Below are 24,580 nucleotides of genomic sequence, written 5' to 3' on the forward strand. Positions count from 1 at the left end.
ATCACGGTGATCGCGGTCCGGGCCATGCCCCCGAAGGACCCGGTAGGTCCGGCCCGCGCCGCCCGCCGGCCCCGACGTCACAGCACGTCGTCGTCGCGCCAGTCGAAGAGCAACGGGTGTGCGGCGTCCGGGATGCGGTGGTCGGGGTCGGCGTCCGGCGCGGCCCACACGTAGGTGGTGCCCTCCTCCTCCGGCAGCCGCTCCTCGCCGTGCGGTCCGAGGACGCCCAGCGCCCCGGGCCACACCTGCCAGCCGCGCCGCTCGTACAGGGCTGCGCCCGCGTCGCTCGCCGACAGGGCGCCGCACGCGTACGACCGGGCCACGACCTGCTCCAGGGCGGCCATCACCCGCCCGCCGAGGCCGCGCCGGCGGACGTCCGCGCGGACGGCGACCCCTTCGACGTACCCGACGCGCAGGGAGCGCCCGGCGTGCAGCACCCGCCGCTGGATCACCGAGCCGTGGGCGGCGATCCCCCGCTCGTCGGTCACCAGGGCGTGCATCCCGCCGACGGTGTGCTCCCAGTCCCCGTCGCTGAAGTCGCCGTCGAAGGCGTCGTGGAGGAACGCCCGCACGGCGCGCAGTTCCTCGGCGGTGAGCTGGGCGGTGTGGGCGATCCGGACGTCGGTGACGGTGGGGTGCGCAGGGGGCGGGGAGGCGGTCATCGCCCCAGTATCGGCAGCCGTCGCCAGGCGGCGCACGCGAATTCCGGCGCCGGCGAGGTGTACGGGTGACAGTGCCGGACTATCACCCGGTGCTGTCTGCCCGCGCACCCGGGTCACCCGGCACACTCCCCGGTATGACGGAGACCGCACGGCCCTGGCGTCCGATCCACGGCGAGCCCTACCGGCCCGAGCCCTACCGCCCGGTGCGCGTGCCCGCCGCCGCTTCGGTGGCCTGCGCGGCCGAGCTGCGGTGGCGCATGGAGGAACGGCGGACGGTACGGATGTTCTCGCCGGACCCGGTACCGGTCGAGGTGGTGCGGGACGCGGTGGCCTGTGCGCGCACCGCGCCGTCCGGGGCGCACCAGCAGCCGTGGACGTTCGTCCTGGTGCGGGACGAGGAGGTGCGGCAGCTGATCCGGCGGGCCGCCGAGCGCGAGGAGCGGACCTCCTACGACGGGCGGTTGGGCGAGGAGTGGTTGGCGGCGCTGCGTCCGCTCGGCACCGACGAGGTGAAGCCGCACCTCACGGATGCGCCCGCGCTGTTGGTGGTGTTCCAGCAGCGGTACTGGGTGGGGCCGGACGGCGCGCGGCGCAAGCACTACTACGTGGACGAGTCGGTGGGGATCGCGGTCGGCATGCTGTTGACCGCGCTGCACCTGGCGGGGCTCGCGGCGCTGGTGCACACGCCGAGCCCGATGGGGTTCCTGCGGGAGGTGCTGGGGCGCCCGGCGAACGAGAAGGCGTTCGCGGTGGTCCCGATCGGTTATCCGGCCGTCGATTGCGAGGTGCCGGCGTTGGTGCGGAAGTCGCTGGAGCAGGTGTTGGTGGAGGTCTGACCCGCGTGGGGCTGCGCGTGCGTGGTCCTGCTCGGGTGCGCTGTGGCTTTGCGCCGTTCCCCGCGCCCCTATCGGGGCCCGTGCCGGGTGCCGGTGCGCTGGCCCCTGGCGGGTGGGCGGGGGTTGCTCGCGCAGTTCCCCGCGCCCCTGGCGGGGCCCGTGCCGGGTGCCGGTGCGCTGGTCCCCGGCGGGTGCGTGGGGGTTGCTCGCGCCGTTCCTCGCGCCCCTATCGGGGCGGGGCGGGGCGGGGAGCGAGTGGGATTGGGGGCGCGGGGAACTGCGCAAGAGCCACAGCGCACCGCGCGGGGCGGCGCACCCGATGGAGACCGCCCCGGACCCTGACTTGGGGGTTCAGGGAACGGGGCGGTGTCTGGGGGCCCGCGCGTGGGCCGGGGGGCGGTCCACGCGCGGGCGGGCGGTGGCTGGGCTGGGAAGGGAGCCACCGCCGGAGGACGGCCGGGTGAGGACCGCCCTGGTCGAGGTCAGCCCATGTGCGGGTAGGTGTAGTCGGTCGGCGGGACCAGGGTCTCCTTGATGGCCCGGGTCAACGTCCACCGCATGAGGTTCTGCGGAGCGCCGGCCTTGTCGTTGGTGCCGGAGGCCCGACCGCCGCCGAAGGGCTGCTGTCCGACGACCGCACCGGTCGACTTGTCGTTGATGTAGAAGTTGCCGGCCGCGTAGCGGAGCTTGTTCATGGTGTGCGCGACGACGGCGCGGTCACCGGCGATGACGGACCCGGTGAGGGCGTAGTCGGACACCGACTCCATCTGGTCGAGCATGGCGTCGTAGCGGTCGTCCTCGTAGACGTGGACGGCGAGGAACGGGCCGAAGTACTCGGTGGTGAAGACCTCGTTGGCGGGGTCGGAGCACTCGACGACGGTCGGGCGCACGAAGTAGCCCACCGAGTCGTCGTAGGTGCCGCCGGCGACGATCGTGCAGGTGTCGTCGGCCTTGGCACGGTCGATGGCGGCCTTGTTCTTGGCGAAGGACCGCTCGTCGATGACGGCGCCGATGAAGTTCGACAGGTCGGTGACGTCACCCATGGCGAGCCCGTCGACCTCGGCCGCGAACTCCTCCTTGAAGCCGGAGTTCCAGATCGAGGCGGGGACGTACGCGCGGGAGGTCGCGGAGCACTTCTGGCCCTGGTACTCGAAGGCACCGCGGGTCAGGGCGGTCTTCAGGACGGCGCGGTCGGCGCTGGGGTGCGCGACGACGAAGTCCTTGCCGCCGGTCTCGCCGACCAGCCGCGGGTAGGTGCGGTACTTCGCGATGTTCTCGCCGACCGTCTTCCACAGCAGCTGGAAGGTGGGGGTGGAGCCGGTGAAGTGGATGCCCGCCAGGTCGCGGTGGTGCAGGGCGACCTCGGAGACGGCGATGCCGTCGCCGGTGACGAGGTTGATGACGCCCTTGGGCAGCCCCGCCTCCTCCAGGAGGCGCATCAGCAGCACGGCGGCGTGCGTCTGCGTCGGGGACGGCTTCCACACGACGACGTTGCCCATGAGCGCGGGGGCGGTGGGCAGGTTGCCCGCGATGGCCGTGAAGTTGAACGGCGTGATCGCGTAGACGAACCCTTCCAGCGGGCGGTGGTCGAGGCGGTTCCACACGCCCGGCGAGTTCGCCGGCGGCTGCTCGGCGAGCAGGTCACGGGCGTACTGGACGTTGAAGCGCCAGAAGTCGACCAGCTCGCAGGGCGTGTCGATCTCGGCCTGCTGGGCGGTCTTGGACTGGCCCAGCATGGTGGAGGCGGCCAGCGTCTCGCGCCAGGGACCGGCGAGCAGGTCCGCGGCGCGCAGGATGATCGCGGCGCGGTCGTCGAAGGACATCGCGCGCCACGCGGGGGCGGCGGCCAGGGCCGCGTCGATGGCGTCCTGGGCGTCCTCGCGGGTGGCGTTGCGGTAGGTGCCCAGCACGGCGCGGTGGTTGTGCGGCTGCACGACCTGGAAGGCGTCGCCGGCGCCGAGGCGCTTCTCGCCGCCGATCGTCATGGGGAGGTCGATCGGGTTCTCGGCCAGCTCCTTGAGCTTGGTCTCCAACCGGGCGCGCTCCGGGGAGCCGGGCGCGTAGCCGTGGACCGGCTCGTTGACCGGCGTGGGGACCTGGGTCACAGCGTCCATGGTTTCCGTGTCTCCTAAGTGGGTCGGGAGGGGGCGGGGAGCGCTCAGCCCTTGGTGAGGATGGAGCGGGCGAAGAAGAGCAGGTTCGCGGGCTTCTCCGCGAGGCGACGCATGAAGTAGCCGTACCAGTCGGTTCCGTAGGCGGTGTACACGCGCATGCGGTGGCCCTCGGCGGCGAGCCTCAGGTGCTCCTCGCTGCGGATGCCGTACAGCATCTGGAACTCGTACTCGTCCAGCTTGCGCCCGGCGCGGTGGGCGAGGTCCTGGGCGATGGCGATCAGACGCGGGTCGTGGGACCCGATCATCGGGTACCCCTCGCCCTCCATGAGGATGCGCAGCACGCGGACGAACGCCTTGTCGATCTCGGCCTTGTCCTGGAACGCGACGGCGGCGGGCTCCTTGTAGGCGCCCTTCACGATGCGCACCCGGCAGCCTTCGGCGGCGAGCCGGCGGGCGTCCTCCTCGGTGCGGAACAGGTACGCCTGGATGACGCATCCGGTCTGCGGGAAGTCCTTCCGCAGCTCGCTGTGGATGGCGAACATCGAGTCGAGGGTGGTGTGGTCCTCGGCGTCCAGGGTGACGGTGGTGCCGATCTCGGCGGCGGCCTCCACGACGGGCCGCACATTGGCGAGCGCCAGCTCGTGGCCGCCCTCCAGGGCCTGGCCGAACATGGACAGCTTCACCGACATCTCGGCGCGCGCGCCGAGTCCCAGCTCCTTGAGGCGGCCGATCAGCTCCAGATAGGCGTCCCGGGCGGCGAACGACTGCTCGCGGGTGGTGATGTCCTCGCCGACGACGTCGAGGGTGACCTCCAGGCCCCGCTCGGCGGCCTCGCGCACGATCGGGATCACCTGGTCGACGGTCTCCCCGGCGATGAACCGGGCCACGACCTGCTTGGTGCCCGGCGCCGCCGACACGAACCGGCGCATCTTGTCGCTGCGCGACGCGGCGAGAATCACGGGACCCAGCACGGGCCACCTCCACGGAGAGAACGAACAGGCCGCTGGCCCGGGGGTCCGACAAGGAAGTGAACGGTCCGGGGACGGCAAGGGGAACCACCGTGAAAACTAGGGATCGCTCCGATCCTGGGCCATCGACAGCTGTCACGCATCCTCGGCCCGGATCTCAGACATCTGTATGAAGAACCGGCCGCCGCAGGGGAGAATGGCACCCGTGAAGGGCGACTACGGCGACTACCAGGAACTCGTGGACGAGGTCTCGGCGCTGCTCGGGGCGCCCGCGACCCTGGAGAACCGGGACTTCCGGCTGATCGCGTTCGGCGCCCACGACAGCGACGACGACACGGCGATGGACCCGGTCAGGACCCGTTCGATCCTCACCCGCGGCTCCCCGGCCGCGGTGCGGGCCTGGTTCGAGGGCTTCGGCATCACCCGGGCCACCGGTCCGGTGCGCATCCCGGCGGCCCCCGAGACGGGGGTGAACCGGGGCAGGATCTGCCTTCCGGTGCGCCACCGGAACGTCGTCCTCGGGTACGTGTGGCTGCTGGACGACGACCCCGGCCCGAGCCGGGCGCAGCTCGCCGCGGCGATGGAGGTCACCGAACGGATCGGGGTGCTGCTCGCCGACGAGGAGCAGGCGGGCGCGGACCTCACCCGCGAGCTGCGGGCGGTGCTGACGGCCGGGCCCGGCTGGCAGGGCGACATGGCGGTGGCCGCGCTGCGCACCGCGCTGGGGCCCCGCGCGGACGGGCTGCACGGCGTCGTCTGCGTGGCGCCCTGGTCGGTGACGGGTGCCGCGGCGCCCCCGTTGCCGTCCGTGCGGGCGCTGCCCGCGGCGAGCGCCCTGTGCGCCCTGCCCTGGGGCCCGGACGCCCAGGCGCTCGCCGTGCTGGTGCGGCTGCGGACGCCCGACGCGCTCGACCCGGCGCTGACCGTGGCGGACCGGCTGCGCACGACGGCCGCCGAACGGCGGCGGTCCGGGGCGTCCCCCGGCGAGCGGACGTCACCGACGGCCGGGGTGGGCGCGCCCCGCCGTGATCTGGCCGATCTGGCGGGCGCCTGGCGGGAGGCCGCCGCGGCGGCCCGGGCGGCCCGGGCGGAGTCCCGGTTCACCCCGGTGGCCGAGTGGTCCGCCATCGGTCCGTACCGGCTGCTGACCGCCCTGGCTCCGCCGGGGGGCGAGACGGCGCACGATCCGGCGGCCCGGGAGCTGCTCGCGCCGGCGCACCGGGAGCTGGCCCGCACCGCCGAGGTGTACTTGGACCGTGCCGGTCAGGCCGGGCGGGCCGCCGCCGAGCTGGGCGTCCACCGCCAGACCCTGTACTACCGGCTGTCCCGGGTGGAGCAGCTCACCGGCCTGGACCTGGACGACGGCGAGGACCGGCTGTTGCTGCACATGGCACTCAAGGCGGCCCGGCTGTGGCCGGGTCAGTGACCGGTCGGGAAGTCCTTGAGCGGGGCGTGGCCGAAGACCCGGTCGAGCACCTCGGCCAGCCGGTCCTTGAGCGCGTCCGGGTGGGCGAGCGGATGCCGCGGTCCGGACGGGACCAGCGGCACTCCGCGGTCCGCCAGCAGGTACAGCATCCGCAGGGTGCGCATCGTGTTGAAGGCGTGGGCGGGCATCGGCCCGCGGGCGAGCGCGGCGAAGTCCGCGTCGATCGGGTCCAGCCACGCCGTGGACGTCCCGGCGGTCAGCTCGGGACGGGTGAGCACCCGGGCCAGGGCGCCGGCCAGCCGGTCGTCCTCCCGCTGGTCGAAGACGTGGTCGGTGCGGGCCAGCAGCCGCTCGGCGGCCAGCGCCAGCATCGCGGTCGGATCGACCCGCGGGTGCGTGCCGAAGGTCCCCAGCAGGTCCGCGCCGTGGGCGACCGCGTGCAGCCACCCCAACTCCGGGTCGAAGCCGCGCAGATCGGACTCGGTGGCGTACCAGTGCGTGAACGCCTCCAGCCAGGGCGGCGCGAAGTCGCCGCGGCTGACGATCATGTCCAGCACCAGCGGGGCGAAGGTCCGGGCCTGGATCTCGTCATCGGTGAACCGGACGGCCATCTCGTCGCCCAGTCGCAGCCTGCGCCCACCGGCGATGACGTCGCGGGCGATCCAGGTGCGCAGCACCACGTACGGCGCCCCGTCGCGGACGTCCGGATCGGGATCGCGCAGACACCGCGCGAGTTCGGCGGTCAACGCATCGAGGTCCCCACCTGCCGGTACGCGGACTCCCGCCTCGAAGATCTCATTCCACTGATCGGTCACAGTCGGTGACCGTAGCACCCGTGCTACGCCACTGGTGCGGCCCCGGTGGCGCCCCCTACGGACGGGCCTGACCCAGGATGCCCCGCTCGTACGCCTTCGCCACCGCCGCCGCGCGGTCGTTGGCGTCCAACTTGGCGTACAGATGGGCGAGGTGGGTCTTCACCGTGCTCTCGCTGATGAAGAGTTCATGGGCGATCTCCCGGTTCGACGTGCCCCGGGCGACCAGGACGAGGACCTCGCGTTCACGGGCGGACAGCGGCTCGTTGCCGGGCGCGCGGACCGCCCGGACCAGCCGCGAGGCCACGGCCGGGGAGAGGACGGTACGGCCCTCGGCCGCCGCCCGGACCGCCGTGAAGAGTTCGTCGCGCGGGGCGTCCTTCAGCAGGTAGCCCGTCGCTCCCGCCTCGATCGCGGGGAGGGTGTCGGAGTCCGTGTCGTACGTGGTGAGCACGAGGACCTTCGCCCGGGCGCCGCGGCGGGTGAGTTCGGTGATGGCGTCGACCCCGCCGCCGCCCGGCATCCGCAGGTCCATCAGGACCACGTCCGGGTCGAGCGCGGTGGTCGCGGCGACCGCCTCCGTGCCGTTGGACGCCTCGCCCAGCACGGTGAAACCGGGTGCGGACGCGAACATGCCGCGCAGCCCGTCCCGTACGACGGGGTGGTCGTCGACGATCAGCAACGAGATGACGGCGGCCTCGGCGGTGTCATCGGTGGCGGTGCGATCGGTGGGGGCGTCATCGGTCATGGCGCACCAACGGTACGCGAGCCGACACCGCCGTGCCGTACCCCGGTTCGGCCTCCACCGTGAGCGATCCCGCCATGCGGGCGGCGCGGGCGCGCATGCCGTCGAGTCCGAAGCCGCCGGTGCCGGTGCGTTCGGGCACGGCCATCGGGTCGAAGCCCCGCCCGTCGTCGCGCACGTCGAGGGTCACCTCGTCGCCCATGAAGCTGAGGGTGGTGACGACGCGGGAGGCGTCCGCGTGCTTCGAGACGTTCGCCAGGGCCTCCTGGGTGATGCGCAGCAGGGTGGCCGACACCTCCGCGTGCAGGTGTTCCGCCGCGCCCGTGAGGATGAACTCGGCCCGCACGTCCGCCCGTTCGGCCCACTGGTCGATGGTCTTGCGCAGCGCCCGGGGCAGGCCGTCGTGGGCCAGGGCCACCGGTGCCAGGTTCTGCACCGAGCGGCGGGCCTCGCCGAGGCTGTGCCGGGCGAGGTCCGAGGCGCGGTCCACATGGGTGCGGGCGACCGCCGGGTCGGGGGTGTTCGCGACGACCTGGAGTTGGGCGATGATCCCGGTCAGCCCCTGGGCCAGGGTGTCGTGGATCTCCGCGGCAAGCCTCCGGCGTTCGTCGGCGATGCCCGCCTCCCGCGCCTGCACGAGGAGTTGGGCGTGCAGGGCCGCGTTCTCGTCGAGCGCCTGCTGGAGGGCCGCATTGGCGCTTTCGAGTTGGGTGATGCTCTCCGCCCGGGCCCGGGACAGCGAATCCTCCAGTTCGTAGAAGTGGGCGACCAACGTCAGCAGCACGTTGTTGGCCATCAGGAGCCCGGCGAACAGGAGCCAGCCCGCCCCGCCGTGGAAGGGCAGCCCGCCGGCCTGTGCGCCCGCGACCGGCACGGAGCAGGCGACCAGGCCGACCCGCCGCCAGCGCCGGTCGGGTATCCGCTCGTTGACGTCGAAGTAGCCGGTGGAGACGTAGAACGCGAAGATCGGGTTGAGCCAGGTGAGGGCGAAGCCGATCGCCCAGCGCACGGTGTAGTACGCCGCAGAGGTGGCGTCCGGACCCCGGTGGGTGCGCACGGCCCGGCCCCACCACAGTTGGAGCACGAGCGCCACGACCACCAGCACCGCGACGGCGATCCGTTCGGCGGTGCCAGGCATCAATTCGGCCGTGGGGACCGAAAGGACCGCTCCGACGCCGAGCAGCCCGTACGGCTGCCACCGGTGGAAGACGTCCCAGCGCCGCTCCATGTCCCTGTCCACGGTGGTCATCCCCTCAGTCTGCACGGCCGCACACCTCCCGTTCCCGCGCCTACTCCCAGCGGAACCAGCGGATGGCGACGGCGGCGGGCACGAGCGTCCACACGGCGAGGACACCGAGGTGGGACCAGGCGGGCCAGTCGCCGGCCGCCGCCGCGTCGAGGGCGCTGGCCGCGGCACCGAAGGGGGTGAGCTCCACGATCCGGGCGAGGACGTCCGGCATGGCCGCCACGGGCACCCAGACGCCCGCGGTGAACAGCATCGGGAAGGTCATCGAGGAACCGATGGCGGTCGCGACCTTCGCGGTGGGGGCGAACGCCGCCACGAGGGCGCCGAGGGCGAGCGCCGCGGCGGCGGCGAGCAGCAGGGCCAGCGCGTAGCCGAGGACCTGGCGCGGCAGCGCCACGTCGAAGGCGAGTCGGCCGACCGTCAGGGAGGTCAGCGCCGACAGCAGGGCCGCAGCGCCGTTCAGCCCCATCTGCGCGGTCAGCAGGGCGGACGGGCGCATCGGCGTGGTCGACATCCGGCGCAGGACGCCCCGCTCGCGGTAGCCGGTGAGGACGGGGGGCATCACCTGGAGGCCGGCCATGATCAGGGCGACCAGCACGGCCACCGGCACGTACACGTCGATGAGCCGGACGCCCCCGAGGTCGTCGCTCACCTCCTGGAACTTGGGGACGAAGCCCAGGACCACGAACAGCAGGGTCGGGAAGCCCAGGGCCCAGAAGAGGGACCCGGGCTCACGGCGGAAGAGCCGGGCCTCGGCCCGCAGCACGGCGGTGCGGGGGGAAGCCGCGCGGGACGGGGTCGCGGGGACGGTCATGGTGCGGCTCCAGGTCGGCTCTTCGACGGGACGGGCGTGGGCGGGGCGGGTGCGGTGGGTGCTCATGCGTCCGTGAAGTCCTGGGTCAGATCGAGGAAGGCGTCGTCCAACGTGGCGTCGGTGACGCGGAGTTGATGGGCAGTGATGTGGTACCGGGCGAGGAGCGAGAGCACCGCGTTGACGGTCTCGTCGGTTCCGCCGAGGGTGATCCGGCCGTCCTGGTGGGCGAGGGACGCGAGTTGGGGCAGCGCGGCCAACTGCTCGTCACCGAGGGGTGCCGACGGGGTGAAGGAGATGAGGGTGGCTCCGGCCGTCCGGTGGATCAGGCCGTGGGGCGTGTCCAGTGCGGTGACCCGCCCGCGGTCGATCACGGCGATCCGGTCGCACAGCCGCTGCGCCTCCTCCATGAAGTGGGTGACCAGGAGGACGGTGACGCCGCGGTCGCGGACGTCTTCGACGATCTGCCAGGTGTCACGCCGGGCCCGTGGGTCGAGTCCGGTCGTCAACTCGTCCAGCACCACGATCCTGGGGTTCCCGATCAGCGCGAGGGCGATGAACAGGCGCTGCTTCTGACCGCCGCTGAGCACCGCGAAGCGGGTGGCGAGGTGCTCGGTGAGGCCCAGGCGTTCGGCGAGCGGGCGCCAGTCGGCCGGGTTCGGGTACAGGGCCGCGTACAGCTCCAGCGCCTCGCGCACGGTGAGCTTCGCCTGGAGTTCGCTCTCCTGGAGCTGGGCGCCGAGGACGCGGGTCACGGCCGCGTGGTCGGCGACCGGGTCGAGTCCCGCGACGCGGATCCGGCCGCCGTTGGGGACGCGCAGCCCCTCGATGCACTCCACGGTGGTGGTCTTGCCGGCGCCGTTCGGGCCGAGGATGCCGAAGATTTCGCCCTCTTCGACGGTGAAGGTGACGCCGTCGACGACGGGGCGGCCGCTGTAGGTCTTGCGCAGGTCGCTGACTTCGATGACGGGCCTGCGGGGCGTCATCGGGGGGTTCGGCGTGGTCATGCAGGGAGCTTCGCTCCCGGGCCCTGGGGTGCGCATCGCCCATCACGCTCGACGTGGCATCGGCCGATCGGTCGGGGTTCCCGCCTGACGGACGACTCCGGGGCCGTGCGCTCATCCCGTGCGGGTGCGCTTCGGTTGCCCGTCCCTGCGGGTGCACGGTGGTCGCCCGCGCAGTTCCCCGCGCCCCTTTCGGGGCGTCCTGGCGGGCCTGCGCTGTCCCGTGCGGGTGCGCGGTGGTTGCTCGCGCCGTTCCCCGCGCCCCTCTGGGGGCGTCCTGGCGGGCCTGCGCTGTCCTGTGCGGGTGCGCTGTCGTTGCTCGCGCCGTTCCCCGCGCCCCTCTGGGGGCGTCCTGGTGGGCGTGTGGCTTCGGGGGCGCGGGGAACTGCGCAGAACCACCGCGTACCCGCAGGCAACCGCACACGCCGACCCGGACGCACCCTCAGGGGCGCGGGGAACGGCGCGAGCAACCAATTGCGCACCGCGCGGTCAGCCGGCGACCTCGGGCTGCTTGAACACCTCAAGCAACGCGTAGTAATTGTCCTTCGCGTGCCCGAGGGCAACGCCCCGCTCCGCGATCGTCCGCAACAACCGCGGCTGATCCGCGCGGATGCCCTGCTCCTCACTGGTCCTGGTGATGTGGTCCAACGCGTTCAGGTTCATCTCCAGGGTGCCGAGGTCACCCGGGTACGCGGCCTCGTCGAGGTGGACCGCACCGGCCAGGAACCCCTCGTTGTTCAGCACCGTGGGCACGAACCAGCCGAAGGCGAGTTCCGCGAACTCGGTGGGCTTGACCCCGGACGAGCCCACCAGGGCGGTGGCGTGCAGCCAACCGTTCATGGTGGTGTACATCATCTCCAGCAGGGCCGTGTTGTAGAGCACGGCGAGGCCGGGGTCGGTGCCCAGGAAACGGGAGTCGCCCAGGGTGTCCAGCGCGGTCCGGTGCTGGTCGAACACGTCCCGGGGACCGCTGTACAGCAGCACGGAACCGGGCTTGCCGATGAGCGTCGGCGGCACCATGATCGCGCCGTCGAGATAGGCGATCCCGAGCCGCTCCGCCCACGCGGCGGCCGCGGCGGCCTCCTTGGGCGTACCGGAGTTGAGGTTCACCAGGGCGCGGCCCGCCAGGGCCTCCTCGGCGCCGTCGAGGATCGCGTACGAGGTGGTGTAGTCGTTGAGACACAGGAGCGTGACGGGGCTCGCGGCCACCGCCTCGGCGACGCTGTCGGCGCGGTGCGCGCCCTTGGCCACGAGGTCGTCGGCCTTGCCGGGGGTGCGGTTCCAGACGGTCACGGGGTGGCCGGCGTCGACCAGGGCGTGCCCGAGGACGAGGCCCATGGGGCCCAGGCCGATGAGGGTAACGGGGGTGTCGGATGCGGCACTTGCTTGCTGGTTCGTCATGAACGGCACGTTAGGGTTTCACATAGATGTGAGAGTCAAGCGAATCTGAGTGGTGACGGTCACATGCGCATAGGTGCGTTCTCCCGCCGAACCGGGGTCAGCCAGCGGCTGCTGCGGTACTACGAGGAACAGGGCTTGCTGGCGCCCCGCAGACTGCCCAGCGGGTACCGCGAGTACGAGGAGGCGGACGTCCGTACGGTGCGGGGCATCCGCACCATGCTGGCCGCCGGGCTGAGCACCCGGACGATCGCGGAGTTGATGCCCTGCCACGTGGACGACGGCGTGGACCTCGTACCCGCCTGTTGGGGGGTGCTGCCCGAACTGTTGAAGGAGCGCGAGCGGCTGGACACCGCGATCACCGACCTGTTGAGCGCGCGCGACGCGCTGGACGGCATCATCGCGGTCACCCCGCAGCCCGAGCCGGACGACATCGGAGCCGGGGCCGAGGCAGGGGCAGGGGCCGGCGCGGTCCCGGCCGGCGCCGTCTGCTGACCGACCCGGCCCGGTGCGGCCGGGCCGGGGTCAGGGGCGCTCTGCGGCCGCCATGACCTGCCGCAGCCCCTCGGTGAGTTCGGCGCCGGTCGGCGTGGTGCCCGGGTCGAAGAACCACTGCACCATCAGGCCCTGGAGCAGGGTGGAGTAGAAGCCGCCGGCCGTCACGGCCAACGGGTCGGTCGGCTCCGGCTCGGGGCCGCCGAGGAACATCGCGACGAGCCCGCTGCGGGCCGCGCCGCTCGCCCGGGCGAGGTGTTCGCGCACCCCGGGGAGCCGGTCGGCGTGCACCATCACCTCCAGGCCGAGCCGCCAGGTCGACCGGTTCTCGGTGAAGGTGCGGATCACGTTCTCCCAGGAGCGCTCGAAGCGGGCGAGGGAACCGTCCCCGGTGGGGTCGTCGCCGTCCGGGACCTCGTCGAACGCCAGGCTGACGTTTTCGATCAGATCGACGTACGCCTGCGCCAGGAGGGCGTCCTTGGAACCGTAGTGGTAGCCGATGGACGCCAGGTTCGTTCCCGATTCCCGGACGATGTCGCGCGCCGTCGTCTCCAGGAAGCCCTTCTCCAGCAGGCAGCGCTTGGCGCCTTCGAGCAAATCCTCACGGTGTCCCATGCCGGGCAGCGTACCGGCGGTCGCACACCCGCCCCGTTCGGCTGCCCGCGGCGATCTATACAACCGTACTAGACAAGTGTTTTATACGCTCGTATGGTTCCGCCATGACCAATCCTCCGGCGGGTGCCCCGCGGCACGCCGCCCCTCCCCCGCCCCGCGCCGGGCGCCGCGAGTGGACCGCACTGGTGGTCCTGATGCTGCCGCTGCTCCTGGTCTCGATGGACGTGTCCGTGCTGTACTTCGCCGTCCCGGCGATCAGCGCGGACCTCGCCCCGAGCGGCACCCAACAGCTGTGGATCTTCGACATCTACGCCTTCGTCCTCGCCGGCCTGCTGATGACGATGGGCTCGGTGGGCGACCGCATCGGCCGCCGGAAGCTGCTGCTGATCGGTGCGGTCGCGTTCGGCGCGGCCTCCCTGGGCGCCGCGTACGCCAACAGCGCCGAGATGCTGATCGCCGCCCGCGCGCTGCTCGGCATCGGCGGGGCGACCCTGATGCCGTCGACCATGGCCCTGGTCCGGAGCCTGTTCCAGGACCCGGCGCAGCGCGCCACGGCCATCGGCGTCTGGTCGGCCGTGATGACGGGCGGCGTGGCGCTGGGCTCGGTCATGAGCGGGGTGCTCGTGGAGCACTTCTGGTGGGGCTCGGTCTTCCTGGTCAACCTGCCCGCCATGGCACTGCTGCTGGTGCTCGCGCCGCTGCTGATCCCCGAGTCGAAGGACCCGGCGCCCGGCCGCTTCGACCTGCTGAGCGTGCCGTTGTCGATGGCCGCCGTGCTCCCGCTGGTCTACGGGCTCAAGGAGATCCCCTCGGAGGGCTTCGCGACGCCCTCCGTGCTGTCCCTGCTGGCCGGTCTGCTCTGCACCGCCCTGTTCGTCCTGCGCCAGCGCACCGCGGCGTCCCCGCTGATCCCGCCCGCGCTGCTGAGCGGGCGCGGCTTCGGCCCGGCGGTCTTCCTCAACTCGCTCGCCATGTTCGCGATGATGGGCTCCGCCTACTTCACCACCCAGTACCTCCAGTCCGTGCTCGGCAAGAGCGCGATGGAGGCCGCCCTGTGGTCGCTGCTGCCGTCGGTGCTGATCGCTCTCGCGGCCCCGGTGACCACGGCGCTCGTCCAGCGGGGCGCCCACCGGGGTCACGTCGTCGCCGGCGGCTTCGTCACGGCGGCGGGGGGTTTCGCGCTGTTGACCGCGGCCGGGACCGACTCGCTGTGGCTGGTGCTGGCCGGATCGGGCGTACTGGCCTGCGGAGTCGTCACCGTGATGGCGCAGATGACGGACGTGGCGCTGGCGGCGGCCCCACCGGAACGGGCCGGATCGGCGTCCTCGTTGCTGGAGACGGGACAGGAGTTCGGCGGGGCACTGGGCATGGCCGTCCTCGGCTCCATCGGCACCGCCGTCTTCCGCCACCGGATGGAGGACGACGCCCCGCCGGGGCTACCGGAAGCCGCCGCGGAAACGCTGGGCGGGGCCCTCGCGGTCGCCGCCGAACTGCCCGCGGGCACCGGGGCGGCGCTGACGGCCCTGGCCCGCGGGGCGTTCACGGACGGCATGGCCGCGGCGGCCCTCGGCGGCACGGCGGTCCTGCTGCTCGCGGCCGTCCTCGCCCTGGTGCTGGTGCGCCGGGCGACGGCCGGGGTCCCCGCGGAACGACCCGTACCGAGCGCCCTCGACCCCGTCTAGGGCGTCCTGCGCACACGGACGGGCCGGTCGATCCGGGGGGATCGACCGGCCCGTCCGTGCGTGGTTCACCGCCTCACGGCGGGCCTGACCTCAGTGGGTCAGGTCCACCGAACGGGCGGACACCGCACCGATCTCGTCACCCAGCTCGGCCAGCACCGTCGCCGGCACGGTGTCGTCGACGGTGAGGACCGCGAGGGCCTCGCCACCGGCCACCGAGCGGGAGACCTGCATGCCCGCGATGTTGACGCCCGCCTCACCGAGGACCCGGCCGACCGTGCCGACGACCCCGGGGCGGTCCGCGTACTTCAGGACGACCATGTGGTCGGCGAGGGCGAGGTCGATGTCGTGCTCACCGATCGCCACGATCTTCTGGTGGTGCTTGGGACCGGCCAGGGTGCCGGAGACGGACACCTCCTGGCCGTCGCCGAGGGTGCCGCGCACGGTGACCACGTTGCGGTGGTCGGGCGACTCGCTGGAGGTCGTCAGTCGGACCTCCACCCCGCGCTCCTGGGCGAACAGCGGAGCGTTGACGTAGGACACCGTCTCGTCCACGACGTCCTCGAAGACGCCCTTCAGCGCGCTCAGTTCGAGCACCTTCACGTCGTGCTGGGTGATCTCGCCGTACACCTCGACGTCGAGCCGGACCGCGACCTCACCGGCGAGCGCGGTGAAGATCCGGCCCAGCCGCTCGGCGAGCGGCAGCCCCGGCTTGACGTCCTGGGCGATGACGCCGCCCTGGACGTTCACCGCGTCCGGCACCAGTTCGCCGGCGAGCGCCAGCCGCACGGAGCGCGCGACGGCGATGCCCGCCTTCTCCTGCGCCTCGTCGGTCGAGGCGCCGAGGTGCGGGGTGCAGACGACCTGGTCGAACTGGAACAGCGGCGAGTCGGTGCAGGGCTCCTTCGCGTACACGTCGAGCCCGGCGCCCGCGACGCGCCCCTCCTTCAGCGCCGAGTACAGCGCCTCCTCGTCGACGATCCCGCCGCGCGCGGCGTTGACGATCCGCACGGTCGGCTTGACCTTGTGCAGCGCCTCGTCGCCGATGAGACCCAGGGTCTCGGGGGTCTTCGGCAGGTGGACGGTGATGAAGTCCGAGACTTCGAGGAGCTCGTCCAGCGACAGGACCTTCACGCCCATCTGCGCGGCGCGCGCGGGCTGCACGTAGGGGTCGTAGGCGACGACCTTCATGCCGAAGGCGGACATCCGCTGGGCGACGAGCGCACCGATGCGGCCGAGTCCCACCACGCCGAGGGTCTTCTCGGCGAGTTCCACGCCGGTGTACTTCGACCGCTTCCACTCGCCGTTCTTCAGGGCGGAGTTGGCCTGCGGGATGTTGCGCGCGGTGGCCACCAGCAGACCGCAGGCCAGTTCGGCGGCGGTGACGATGTTGGAGGTCGGGGCGTTGACGACCATCACGCCGGCCTTGGTGGCGGCGGACACGTCCACGTTGTCGAGACCGACGCCCGCGCGGGCGACGACCTTCAGCTTGGGGGCGGCGGCGATGGCCTCGGCGTCGACCTTGGTGGCCGAGCGGACCAGGATGGCGTCGACGTCCGCGATGGCGGGCAGCAGCGCGGCGCGGTCCGCCCCGTTGCAGTGGCGGATCTCGAAGTCGGGCCCGAGTGCGTCGACAGTCGCGGGCGACAGCTCTTCAGCGATGAGTACGACCGGTTTGCCGTTGGCAGCAGTGCTCACGTGAGTCCTCACAAGTCCATTGCGGACGGCCGTCCCGACGGCCGCAGGCGGTGGAGGTTGGCTTGCCGCGTGGAAGACGCACGACGCTGTGGGCCTGACGCGTATGTGCTGTGCAGTGTAGTGGCGTGACGGGGGACGAATTCCGCCGCACCGGAAGGATCACCCATCCGTGGCTGGCCGGACTGGACAAACAACGCACCCGATCCGCACGGACGGACGAGGACGAACAGCGGGAGACGTCAACGACCGGAGGGGCCGGATCGTGTGATCCGGCCCCTCCCGGCCTGATGGGACGTGGCGCGCCCCCGACGGTTCCGTGCCGGGGCGCCCCGTGCGGGCGCGGTGCGGCGCACAGGCGCACGGCAGCGCACGGGAGTGCCGGTGCCCCGGCGCGGGGCGCACGGGCAGGCGCGCGCCCCGGAGGCTTACGCCTCCTCGTCCACCCAGCTCATGAGCTTGCGCAGCTCCTTGCCGGTGGTCTCCAGGAGGTGCCCCTCGTCCGCCTTCTTGTACTCGTTGTACTTCGGCAGCCCGGCCTCGTACTCCTTCATCCAGTTGGTGGCGAAGGTGCCGTCCTGGATCTCGCCGAGGACCTTCTTCATCTCGACCTTGGTGGCGTCGGTGATGATCCGCGGGCCGGTGACGTAGTCGCCCCACTCGGCGGTCTCGGAGATCGACCAGCGCATCTTCTCCAGGCCGCCCTCGTACATGAGGTCGACGATGAGCTTCAGCTCGTGCAGGCACTCGAAGTAGGCGATCTCCGGCTGGTAGCCGGCCTCGACCAGGGTCTCGAACCCGGCCTTGACCAGCGCCGAGGCGCCACCACACAGGACGGCCTGCTCACCGAACAGGTCGGTCTCGGTCTCCTCGGTGAAGGTGGTCTTGATGACGCCGGCGCGGGTGCCGCCGATCGCCTTGGCGTAGGACAGGGCGAGCGCGAAGGCCTTGCCGGAGGCGTCCTGCTCGACGGCGGCGATGCAGGGCACGCCGCGCCCCTCCTCGTACTGGCGGCGCACGAGGTGGCCCGGGCCCTTGGGGGCGACCATGCACACGTCGACGCCGGCCGGGGGCTTGATGAAGCCGAAGCGGATGTTGAAGCCGTGTCCGAAGAACAGGGCGTCGCCGTCCTTCAGGTTGTCCTTGATGGACTCCTCGTAGACCTTGCCCTGGAGCGGGTCCGGCACGAGGATCATGATCACGTCGGCCTCGGCGGACGCCACGGCGGGGGTGACCACACGCAGACCCTGCTCCTCGGCCTTGGCCTTGGACTTCGAGCCCTCGTGCAGACCGACCCGGACGTCGACGCCGGAGTCACGCAGCGACAGCGCGTGGGCGTGGCCCTGGCTGCCGTATCCGATGACGGCGACCTTGCGCCCCTGGATGATGGACAGGTCGGCGTCGGCGTCGTAGAACAGCTCGGCCACTGGGTTTCTCCTTGGTTTCTACCGGTGTCGCTGGTTGTGCGTCCCACCGTACGGCGGGCGGGGACGGGGACGGTGCGGGGTCTCGCGATGCGGGCGCGCGCGTGGGGTGGTACGCGCGCGGGCCCCCACGTCGTGCGGGAGGGCGCCGGTGCGCTGGTCGTACCGCCCCACGCGCGCGGAGGGTCCCGCGCACACGAGGGCTTGGGTGGGGCGGCGGGACCGGGTGGGTCCCGCCGCCGCCGGGTCAGGCGGAGCGGTCCAGGGCCCGCAGCGAGCGGTCCGTGATGGAACGGGCGCCCCGGCCGATGGCGATGGTGCCCGACTGGACGAGTTCCTTGATGCCGAACGGCTCCAGCATCTTGAGCATCGCCGACAGCTTGTCGCTGGAGCCGGTGGCCTCGATGGTGACGGCCTCGGGCGAGACGTCGACGGTCTTGGCGCGGAACAGCTGGACGATCTCGACGATCTGGGAGCGCGTCTCGTTGTCGGCGCGGACCTTCACCAGAACGAGTTCGCGCTGGATCGCCGAACCGGGCTCCAGCTCCACGATCTTCAGGACGTTGACGAGCTTGTTGAGCTGCTTGGTGACCTGTTCGAGGGGGAGGTCCTCGACGTTCACCACGATGGTGATGCGGGAGATGTCGGGGTGCTCGGTGACGCCGACGGCGAGCGAGTCGATGTTGAAGCCGCGGCGGGAGAACAGTGCGGCGATCCTGGCCAGGATGCCGGGGGTGTTCTCGACCAGGACCGAGAGCGTGTGCTTGGACATGACGGTCATTTTCTTCCCTGCCTCGATCGTCTTCCGGGCCTCAGTCGTCCTCGTTGTCGCCGAAGTCGGGGCGGACGTCACGAGCGGCCATGATGGTGTCGTTGGAGGTCCCGGCGGCGACCATCGGCCACACCATGGCGTCCTCGTGGACGATGAAGTCGACGACCACGGGACGGTCGTTGATGGCGTTGGCCTCGGCGATGACCTTGTCGAGTTCGTCGGGCGACTCGCAGCGCAGGGCCACGCAGCCCATGGCCTCCGCCAGCTTCACGAAGTCCGGGACGCGGGTGCCGCCGGCGGGCTTGCCGGGGACGGGCTGGCCGTCACCGGTCGCCTCGCCGGGACCGCTGTGCAGGACGGTGTTGGAGTAGCGCTGGTTGTAGAACAGGGTCTGCCACTGGCGGACCATCCCGAGGGCGCCGTTGTTGATGATGGCGACCTTGATGGGGATGTTGTTGAGGGCGCAGGTGGTCAGTTCCTGGTTGGTCATCTGGAAGCAGCCGTCGCCGTCGACCGCCCAGACCGTGCGCTCCGGCTGACCGGCCTTGGCGCCCATCGCCGCGGGCACCGCGTAGCCCATGGTCCCGGCGCCGCCGGAGTTGAGCCAGGTGGCGGGCTGCTCGTAGCGGATGAAGTGGGCGGCCCACATCTGGTGCTGGCCGACGCCCGCGGTGAAGATGGTTCCCTCGGGGGCCAGTTGACCGATCCGCTCGATCACCTGCTGCGGCGAGAGCGAGCCGTCGGCGGGCTGGTCGTAGCCGAGCGGGTAGGTGTCGCGCCAGCGGTCGAGGTCGGTCCACCAGTCGGCGTAGTCGCCGGTGTGGCCGTCGCTGTGCTCCTTCTGGACGGCCTGGACCAGATCGGCGATGACCTCGCGGGCGTCACCGACGATGGGCACGTCCGCGGCGCGGTTCTTGCCGATCTCGGCGGGGTCGATGTCCGCGTGGACGATCTTGGCGTAGGGGGCGAAGCTGTCCAGCTTGCCGGTGACGCGGTCGTCGAAGCGGGCGCCGAGGGCGATGATCAGATCGGCCTTCTGGAGCGCGGTGACGGCGGCGACCGAGCCGTGCATGCCGGGCATGCCGAGGTGCTGCGGATGGCTGTCGGGGAAGGAACCGAGCGCCATCAGCGTGGTGGTGACCGGCGCGCCGGTCAGTTCCGCCAGGACCTTCAGCTCGGTGGTGGCACCGGCCTTGATGACCCCGCCGCCGACGTACAGCACGGGCCGCTTGGCCTGGGTGATCAGCTTGGCGGCCTCGCGGATCTGCTTGGCGTGCGGCTTGGTGACCGGACGGTAGCCGGGCAGGTCCTGGGCGGGGGGCCAGCTGAAGGTGGTGCGGGCCTGGAGGGCGTCCTTGGCGATGTCGACCAGGACCGGGCCCGGGCGGCCGGTGGCGGCGATGTGGAACGCCTCGGCGATCGTCCGCGGGATGTCCTCGGCCTTGGTCACCAGGAAGTTGTGCTTGGTGATCGGCATGGTGATGCCGACGATGTCCGCCTCCTGGAAGGCGTCCGTGCCGATGGCGGCGGAGGCGACCTGGCCGGTGATCGCGACGAGCGGGACGGAGTCCATGTGCGCGTCGGCGATGGGCGTGACCAGGTTGGTGGCGCCCGGCCCCGAGGTGGCCATGCAGACCCCGACCTTGCCGGTGGCCTGGGCGTACCCGGTGGCCGCGTGACCGGCTCCCTGCTCGTGCCGGACCAGGACGTGTCGCACCCGGGTGGAGTCCATCATCGGGTCGTAGGCCGGCAGGATCGCGCCGCCCGGAATGCCGAACACCGTCTCGGCCCCGACCTCCTCAAGGGAGCGGATGAGGGACTGCGCGCCCGTGACGTGCTCGACGGTGACGGACTGTCCTCCGGAACGGGGCCGCGGCTGCGGATGGGCCCCGGTGGCCTGCTCGGTCATCGGCATTCTCTTCTCGATGCTGAGGGGGATTTGCGAGAGTTGTACGGAGTGCTGCGGTCTGGTCTGGCGACCGGCGCGGTGCCGGTGCAACAAAAAACCCCTCGTGCCGTGAGGCAAGCGAGGGGAGCGCGCCGGTGCGTTCGCTGGGTGCCGTGAAGGACCCTGCTTCAGCCGACGCGCTGTCCAAGTACGAGAATTCGGGTGCGCATGGCTCAGACCCTCTCCCCCGCACTCAACCCCTGTCAAGTGGGTGGGACGTGGGTCTCATTATGTGAGCGGGCGGAGAGCCCGCGACGGTGCGCGGGCGGCGGCAACGCCGGGTACGCACCCGGGCTGAGCTGGCCGTATCCGCCTGCCGACGGTCGGGCCTCACGGGCCGCGGCCGGGCCGGTGCCGCTCGGCTCGCGGGCGGGCCGAGCGGGGGCCCCGCCGCCCGCGAGGACGGACGCGGTGACGGCGCCGCGACCGTCCCAGCCCTCTCCCCCGGTGTCCCGGGCGTCCTCGTGGGGGGCGCCGGCGGGCGCCTCCTGGGGGACCGGGTAGCGGCCGGTGCTCAGGGCGCGCCGCAGCCGGTACTCGTCCAGTGCGGCGGAGAAGGCGGCGCCCTGACCGTAGGTGCAGCCCATCGCCCGCAGCGCGGTGACCTGTTCCGGTAGGTCCACCCCGTCCGCGACGGACTCCAGGCCGAGGTCGGTGGCGATGCGCAGCAGACCGCTGGTGATCTTGTGGAGCCGTCCGGACTCGACGACGCCCTCCACCAGGCTCCGGTCCAGTCGGAGGATGTCCAGCGGGAGCCGTCGCAGAGCCGTGAGGGCTCCGTGCCCGTTGCCGAAACCGTCGAGGCCGATCCGCACCCCGAGTCTGCGCAGGGCCGTGAGGCGGCGTTCCAGTTCGTCGAAGGGCACCGTCGGGTCGCTGTCGGCCAGCTCGATCACCAGGCTCCCGGCGGCGAGCCCGTGCCGGGCCAGCAGGGCCTCGACGGTGGACAGCGGTCGGGACCGCTCGACCAGGTGGCGGGCGCCGACCCGGACGACGACGGTCGTGGGGTGGCCCGCGTCGGCCCGGTCGGCGGCCCGGGCGAGGGCTTCCTCCAGCGTCCAGCGCCCGAGCTCCGCGGCGCGGTCGGTGTCGTCGGGCGCCCACGGGAACTCGGCGGGGGTGAAGAGGCCGTCCTCGGCGGATCTCCAACGGGCCTGCGCGCCGACGGCGCCGATCACCCCGGTGGTCAGGTGCACCACGGGCTGGTGCAGCAGGGCGAACTCGCCGTCGTCCAGGGCGGCCCTGAGGCGTCCGGCGAGTTCGGCGCGGCGCACCACGTCGGCCTGCATCTGTGGGGCGTAGAGCTCGACACGGCCCTTGCCGGCGGCCTTGGCCCGGTACATCGCGAGGTCGGCGTTGCGCAGCAGTTCGCTCTCGCCGACGCCCGGTTCCGCGAAGGCCACGCCGATGGACGCGGCGACCCGGACGTCGTTGCCGTCGATCGGGTAGGGCTCGGACAGTCGGGCCCGCAGCCGGTCGGCGAGGTCGAGGATGTGGCGTTCGCGGGCGGCCCGGTCGGTGGTGCCGTCGCCGAGGACGAGGGCGGCGAACTCGTCGCCCCCGAGGCGGGCGGCGGTGTCGCTCTGCCGTACCGCCTCCTGGAGTCGGCGGGCGGCCTGGACGAGGAGTTCGTCGCCCGCCTGGTGCCCGATGGTGTCGTTGACCGCCTTGAAGCCGTCGAGGTCGATGAAGAGCACGGCGGTGCCCGGATCGCGGTCGGCGGAGCGGCGTCCGCCGAGGCCGCGGGCGACCCGGCGGGTGAACAGGGCCCGGTTGGGCAGACCGGTGAGCGGGTCGTGCTCGGCGCTGTGCTGCAACTGGGCCTGGAGTCGGACGCGTTCGGTGACGTCACGGCTGTTGAAGAGCAGCCCGCCGTGGTGGCGGTTGACGGTGGACTCCACGTGCAGCCACTGGCCGCTGCCGGAGCGGAAGCGGCACTCGATGCGGGTCGTGGGCTCGTCGTCCGCGCTGGCGGCGAGGAACCTGCGCACCTCGTGGACGACCGCCCCGAGGTCGTCCGGATGGATCAGCGCGGCGAGTTCGCTGCCCATCAGGTCCTCCGCGTCACGGCCGTAGACCCCGGCGGCGGCGGGACTGACGTACCGCAGCACCCCGCTGGGCGCGGCGATCATGATGACGTCGCTGGAGCCCTGCACCAGGGAGCGGAAGTGGTTCTCCTTCTGGGCGAGTTCCTGGGTGAGGGTGGTGTTGTCCATCAGTACGATGCCCTGCCGGACGACCAGGGCGAGGACGACCGTGCAGGCGGTGACCAGGACCACGCGGTCGATGCTGCGGTCGTTGAGCACGTTGTAGAGGATGCCCAGGGTGCAGACCGTGGCCGCCAGGTAGGGCGCGAGCGCGGCGAGCGAGCCGGCGAGCGGCCGCGGGGCGGTCCGGGGTGCGCCCTCGTGCGGGCACGGCGACTGAGACGGCTGGGACGGCTGGGCCGGGTGCCGGGCGGGCCCGTAGGCACCGGGGTCGGTTCCGGTCTCCGGCCACCCGCGGTCGGGCGCCGGAACCGACCGGAGCGGCTGCCCCCACCGTGCACTGCGGCTCGTCGGGGCGTGGCCGTGGCCCTGGTGCCCGTGGTCCTCGTGGCGCCGCTGGTGGGTGTGGCCCTCATGGCCGTGGGCGCCGTGCGGACGGCCGCGGTACGGGGCGCCTTCGTGCGGGCGTTTGGTGCCGGACGGGATCCCGCCGGGCGGGACGCCGAACGGGACGCCGCTCGGCGGGCGCGGCGCCGGACTGTCGTCGCCGCCGCTGTCGGTGGCGGCGCGCTGGTGCGGCAGGCGGAGCGCCGGGAAGGACCGCAGCACCGTGTCCCCACGGGATGGCGGGCCCGATACCGGGAGCACCGACACGGGGAAGGACGGCAGGACCAGGGGGCGTTCGTCGGGCACGGGTTCCTGGTCGGGGGGCCGTCCGGTCGCGTCCGGGAGCGAGGCCCAGGGCGCGTAGGCGAGCAGCAGGGAGCCCGCGAACCAGCCCGCGTCGAGGAGTTGCCCGGAGCGGTAGCTGGCGTGCAGGATCGGCGAACTGAAGAGGGCGTCGCACATCACGGTGACGGCGAGCGCACCGATCGCGGTGTTCACCGCGGAGCGGTTGACGGCCGTGCGGCGGTAGTGGAGCGCCAGGACGATGCTGACCAGGGCGATGTCCAGCAGCGGGTACGCCAGGGACAGCGCCGCGTGGGCGACGCTCTGGCCGTCGAAGCGTGCCGTGTGGGCGAGCGCCAGGCTCCAGGAGAGGGTGAGCAGGGACCCGCCGATGAGCCAGGTGTCGAGGGCGAGGCAGATCCAGCCGGCCCTGGTCACGGGTCGTTTGGCGAGGAGGAGCAGGCCCACGATGGCGGGTGGGGCGAAGCACAGGAAGAACAGGTCGGCGAAGCTGGGGCTGGGCACCGGCTCCCGCAGCACGACCTCGTACCAGCCCCAGACGCCGTTGCCCAGGGCCGCCATCGCCGAGGAGAGGGCGAAGAGGTACCAGGCCACCCGTGAGCGGCTGTGTCGGGTGCGGGCGTAGAGCAGGCAGGACACGGCGGCGGTCGCCGCGGCGGCGCTCAGCCCGAAGTCACCCATGACGAGGGCCACTTCGGGCGATCCCCAGTCCAGGGCCGCCCCGGTCGCGTAGCCCCCGCAGACGAAGGCGAGGAGGATCTGGGTCACCAGGCCGGTCCCGCCGCCCGTACGGGGCCGGACGGAAAGGGCGGCGCCCCGGGCGCTCACCGCTCGCTCCCCGGCTGGGAGCGGGCACGGTTGCGCTGCCCTCGCTGACATCGGTGGCGCGGGCGGGTGTCTTCGCGGCGGCTGCTCTCACCGCCCGGTCCGCGGCGTACGAGTGCGCGCGCGGATCGCCGTCGGATTCCTCTGCGTGTCGGATGGTCGTTCCATAGGCCGTGCATCAACGATCGCCCCCCTTGCGTTTTCACTG

General features: G+C 72.3%; 19 protein-coding genes. 4 read left to right on the forward strand and 15 right to left on the reverse strand.

Annotation, left to right across the window (positions count from 1 at the left end):
• Positions 1-77 precede the first annotated feature (77 nt).
• Complete coding sequence (locus ACFYOU_RS30645) at positions 78-662, reverse strand: GNAT family N-acetyltransferase (RefSeq protein ID WP_391310220.1); 585 nt, start codon at positions 660-662, stop codon at positions 78-80.
• A 134-nt stretch (positions 663-796) separates the two neighbouring features.
• Here ACFYOU_RS30645 and ACFYOU_RS30650 point away from each other — a divergent pair, with 134 nt between their 5' ends.
• A complete protein-coding gene (locus ACFYOU_RS30650; protein WP_389772268.1) occupies positions 797-1,498 on the forward strand; it encodes a nitroreductase family protein in 702 nt (233 codons plus the stop codon).
• Positions 1,499-1,980: 482 nt separating this feature from the next.
• Here ACFYOU_RS30650 and pruA read toward each other — a convergent pair whose 3' ends face one another.
• Positions 1,981-3,612 carry an L-glutamate gamma-semialdehyde dehydrogenase gene (gene pruA, locus ACFYOU_RS30655; protein ID WP_389772271.1) on the reverse strand — a complete coding sequence of 544 codons (1,632 nt, stop codon included), beginning with the start codon at positions 3,610-3,612 and terminating at the stop codon, positions 1,981-1,983.
• 44 nt (positions 3,613-3,656) lie between these two features.
• Entirely contained in the window at positions 3,657-4,583 is a 927-nt protein-coding gene (locus ACFYOU_RS30660) for a proline dehydrogenase family protein (RefSeq protein ID WP_391310223.1), read from the reverse strand.
• A gap of 193 nt (positions 4,584-4,776) precedes the next feature.
• Between ACFYOU_RS30660 and ACFYOU_RS30665 the strand changes: the two genes are divergently transcribed.
• Positions 4,777-6,006: a helix-turn-helix domain-containing protein gene (locus ACFYOU_RS30665; RefSeq protein ID WP_391310225.1), complete on the forward strand. Its 1,230-nt coding sequence runs from the start codon at positions 4,777-4,779 to the stop codon at positions 6,004-6,006.
• Here ACFYOU_RS30665 and ACFYOU_RS30670 read toward each other — a convergent pair.
• The 6 genes from ACFYOU_RS30670 to ACFYOU_RS30695 form a co-directional block, all read right to left on the reverse strand.
• Positions 6,000-6,821, reverse strand: a complete 822-nt coding sequence (locus ACFYOU_RS30670) for a DUF2785 domain-containing protein (RefSeq protein WP_391310227.1) — start codon at positions 6,819-6,821, stop codon at positions 6,000-6,002. The genes ACFYOU_RS30665 and ACFYOU_RS30670 overlap by 7 nt on opposite strands.
• 55 nt (positions 6,822-6,876) lie before the next feature.
• The gene (locus ACFYOU_RS30675) at positions 6,877-7,566 is read right to left on the reverse strand and encodes a response regulator (RefSeq protein WP_391310229.1); all 690 of its coding nucleotides are present in this window, start codon (positions 7,564-7,566) and stop codon (positions 6,877-6,879) included.
• A complete protein-coding gene (locus ACFYOU_RS30680) occupies positions 7,556-8,812 on the reverse strand; it encodes a histidine kinase (RefSeq protein ID WP_391310231.1) in 1,257 nt (418 codons plus the stop codon). The genes ACFYOU_RS30675 and ACFYOU_RS30680 overlap by 11 nt, the downstream gene beginning before the upstream one ends.
• A gap of 40 nt (positions 8,813-8,852) precedes the next feature.
• Positions 8,853-9,623, reverse strand: a complete 771-nt coding sequence (locus ACFYOU_RS30685) for an ABC transporter permease (protein ID WP_391310373.1) — start codon at positions 9,621-9,623, stop codon at positions 8,853-8,855.
• 62 nt (positions 9,624-9,685) lie between these two features.
• Positions 9,686-10,627: an ATP-binding cassette domain-containing protein gene (locus ACFYOU_RS30690; RefSeq protein ID WP_391310233.1), complete on the reverse strand. Its 942-nt coding sequence runs from the start codon at positions 10,625-10,627 to the stop codon at positions 9,686-9,688.
• 486 nt (positions 10,628-11,113) lie between these two features.
• Positions 11,114-12,025, reverse strand: a complete 912-nt coding sequence (locus tag ACFYOU_RS30695) for an NAD(P)-binding domain-containing protein (protein WP_391310235.1) — start codon at positions 12,023-12,025, stop codon at positions 11,114-11,116.
• A 63-nt stretch (positions 12,026-12,088) separates the two neighbouring features.
• Between ACFYOU_RS30695 and ACFYOU_RS30700 the strand changes: the two genes are divergently transcribed.
• Positions 12,089-12,517, forward strand: coding sequence for a MerR family transcriptional regulator (locus ACFYOU_RS30700; protein ID WP_391310237.1), 429 nt, complete (start codon positions 12,089-12,091; stop codon positions 12,515-12,517).
• 30 nt (positions 12,518-12,547) lie between these two features.
• On the opposite strand, the gene ACFYOU_RS30705 is transcribed toward ACFYOU_RS30700, so the two are convergent.
• Positions 12,548-13,132 (reverse strand): TetR family transcriptional regulator, encoded by a 585-nt coding sequence (locus tag ACFYOU_RS30705; RefSeq protein WP_391310239.1) that lies wholly within the window; start codon positions 13,130-13,132, stop codon positions 12,548-12,550.
• A 104-nt stretch (positions 13,133-13,236) separates the two neighbouring features.
• On the opposite strand from ACFYOU_RS30705, the gene ACFYOU_RS30710 reads away from it, so the two are divergent.
• A complete protein-coding gene (locus tag ACFYOU_RS30710; protein WP_391310240.1) occupies positions 13,237-14,814 on the forward strand; it encodes an MFS transporter in 1,578 nt (525 codons plus the stop codon).
• 90 nt (positions 14,815-14,904) lie between these two features.
• Here the strand turns inward: ACFYOU_RS30710 and serA are convergent, their stop codons facing one another.
• The 5 genes from serA to ACFYOU_RS30735 form a co-directional block, all read right to left on the reverse strand.
• Positions 14,905-16,509 carry a phosphoglycerate dehydrogenase gene (gene serA / locus ACFYOU_RS30715; protein WP_387008941.1) on the reverse strand — a complete coding sequence of 535 codons (1,605 nt, stop codon included), beginning with the start codon at positions 16,507-16,509 and terminating at the stop codon, positions 14,905-14,907.
• 425 nt (positions 16,510-16,934) lie between these two features.
• Positions 16,935-17,933, reverse strand: coding sequence for a ketol-acid reductoisomerase (ilvC, locus tag ACFYOU_RS30720; protein WP_389772302.1), 999 nt, complete (start codon positions 17,931-17,933; stop codon positions 16,935-16,937).
• A 244-nt stretch (positions 17,934-18,177) separates the two neighbouring features.
• The gene (gene ilvN / locus ACFYOU_RS30725) at positions 18,178-18,702 is read right to left on the reverse strand and encodes an acetolactate synthase small subunit (protein ID WP_385491307.1); all 525 of its coding nucleotides are present in this window, start codon (positions 18,700-18,702) and stop codon (positions 18,178-18,180) included.
• 40 nt (positions 18,703-18,742) lie between these two features.
• Complete coding sequence (locus tag ACFYOU_RS30730; protein WP_391310244.1) at positions 18,743-20,617, reverse strand: acetolactate synthase large subunit; 1,875 nt, start codon at positions 20,615-20,617, stop codon at positions 18,743-18,745.
• A gap of 236 nt (positions 20,618-20,853) precedes the next feature.
• Positions 20,854-24,426, reverse strand: a complete 3,573-nt coding sequence (locus tag ACFYOU_RS30735; protein WP_391310246.1) for an EAL domain-containing protein — start codon at positions 24,424-24,426, stop codon at positions 20,854-20,856.
• Positions 24,427-24,580: the final 154 nt, after the last annotated feature.

This window comes from Streptomyces sp. NPDC005955 (genome assembly GCF_042871255.1).
Lineage (GTDB): Bacteria > Actinomycetota > Actinomycetes > Streptomycetales > Streptomycetaceae > Streptomyces.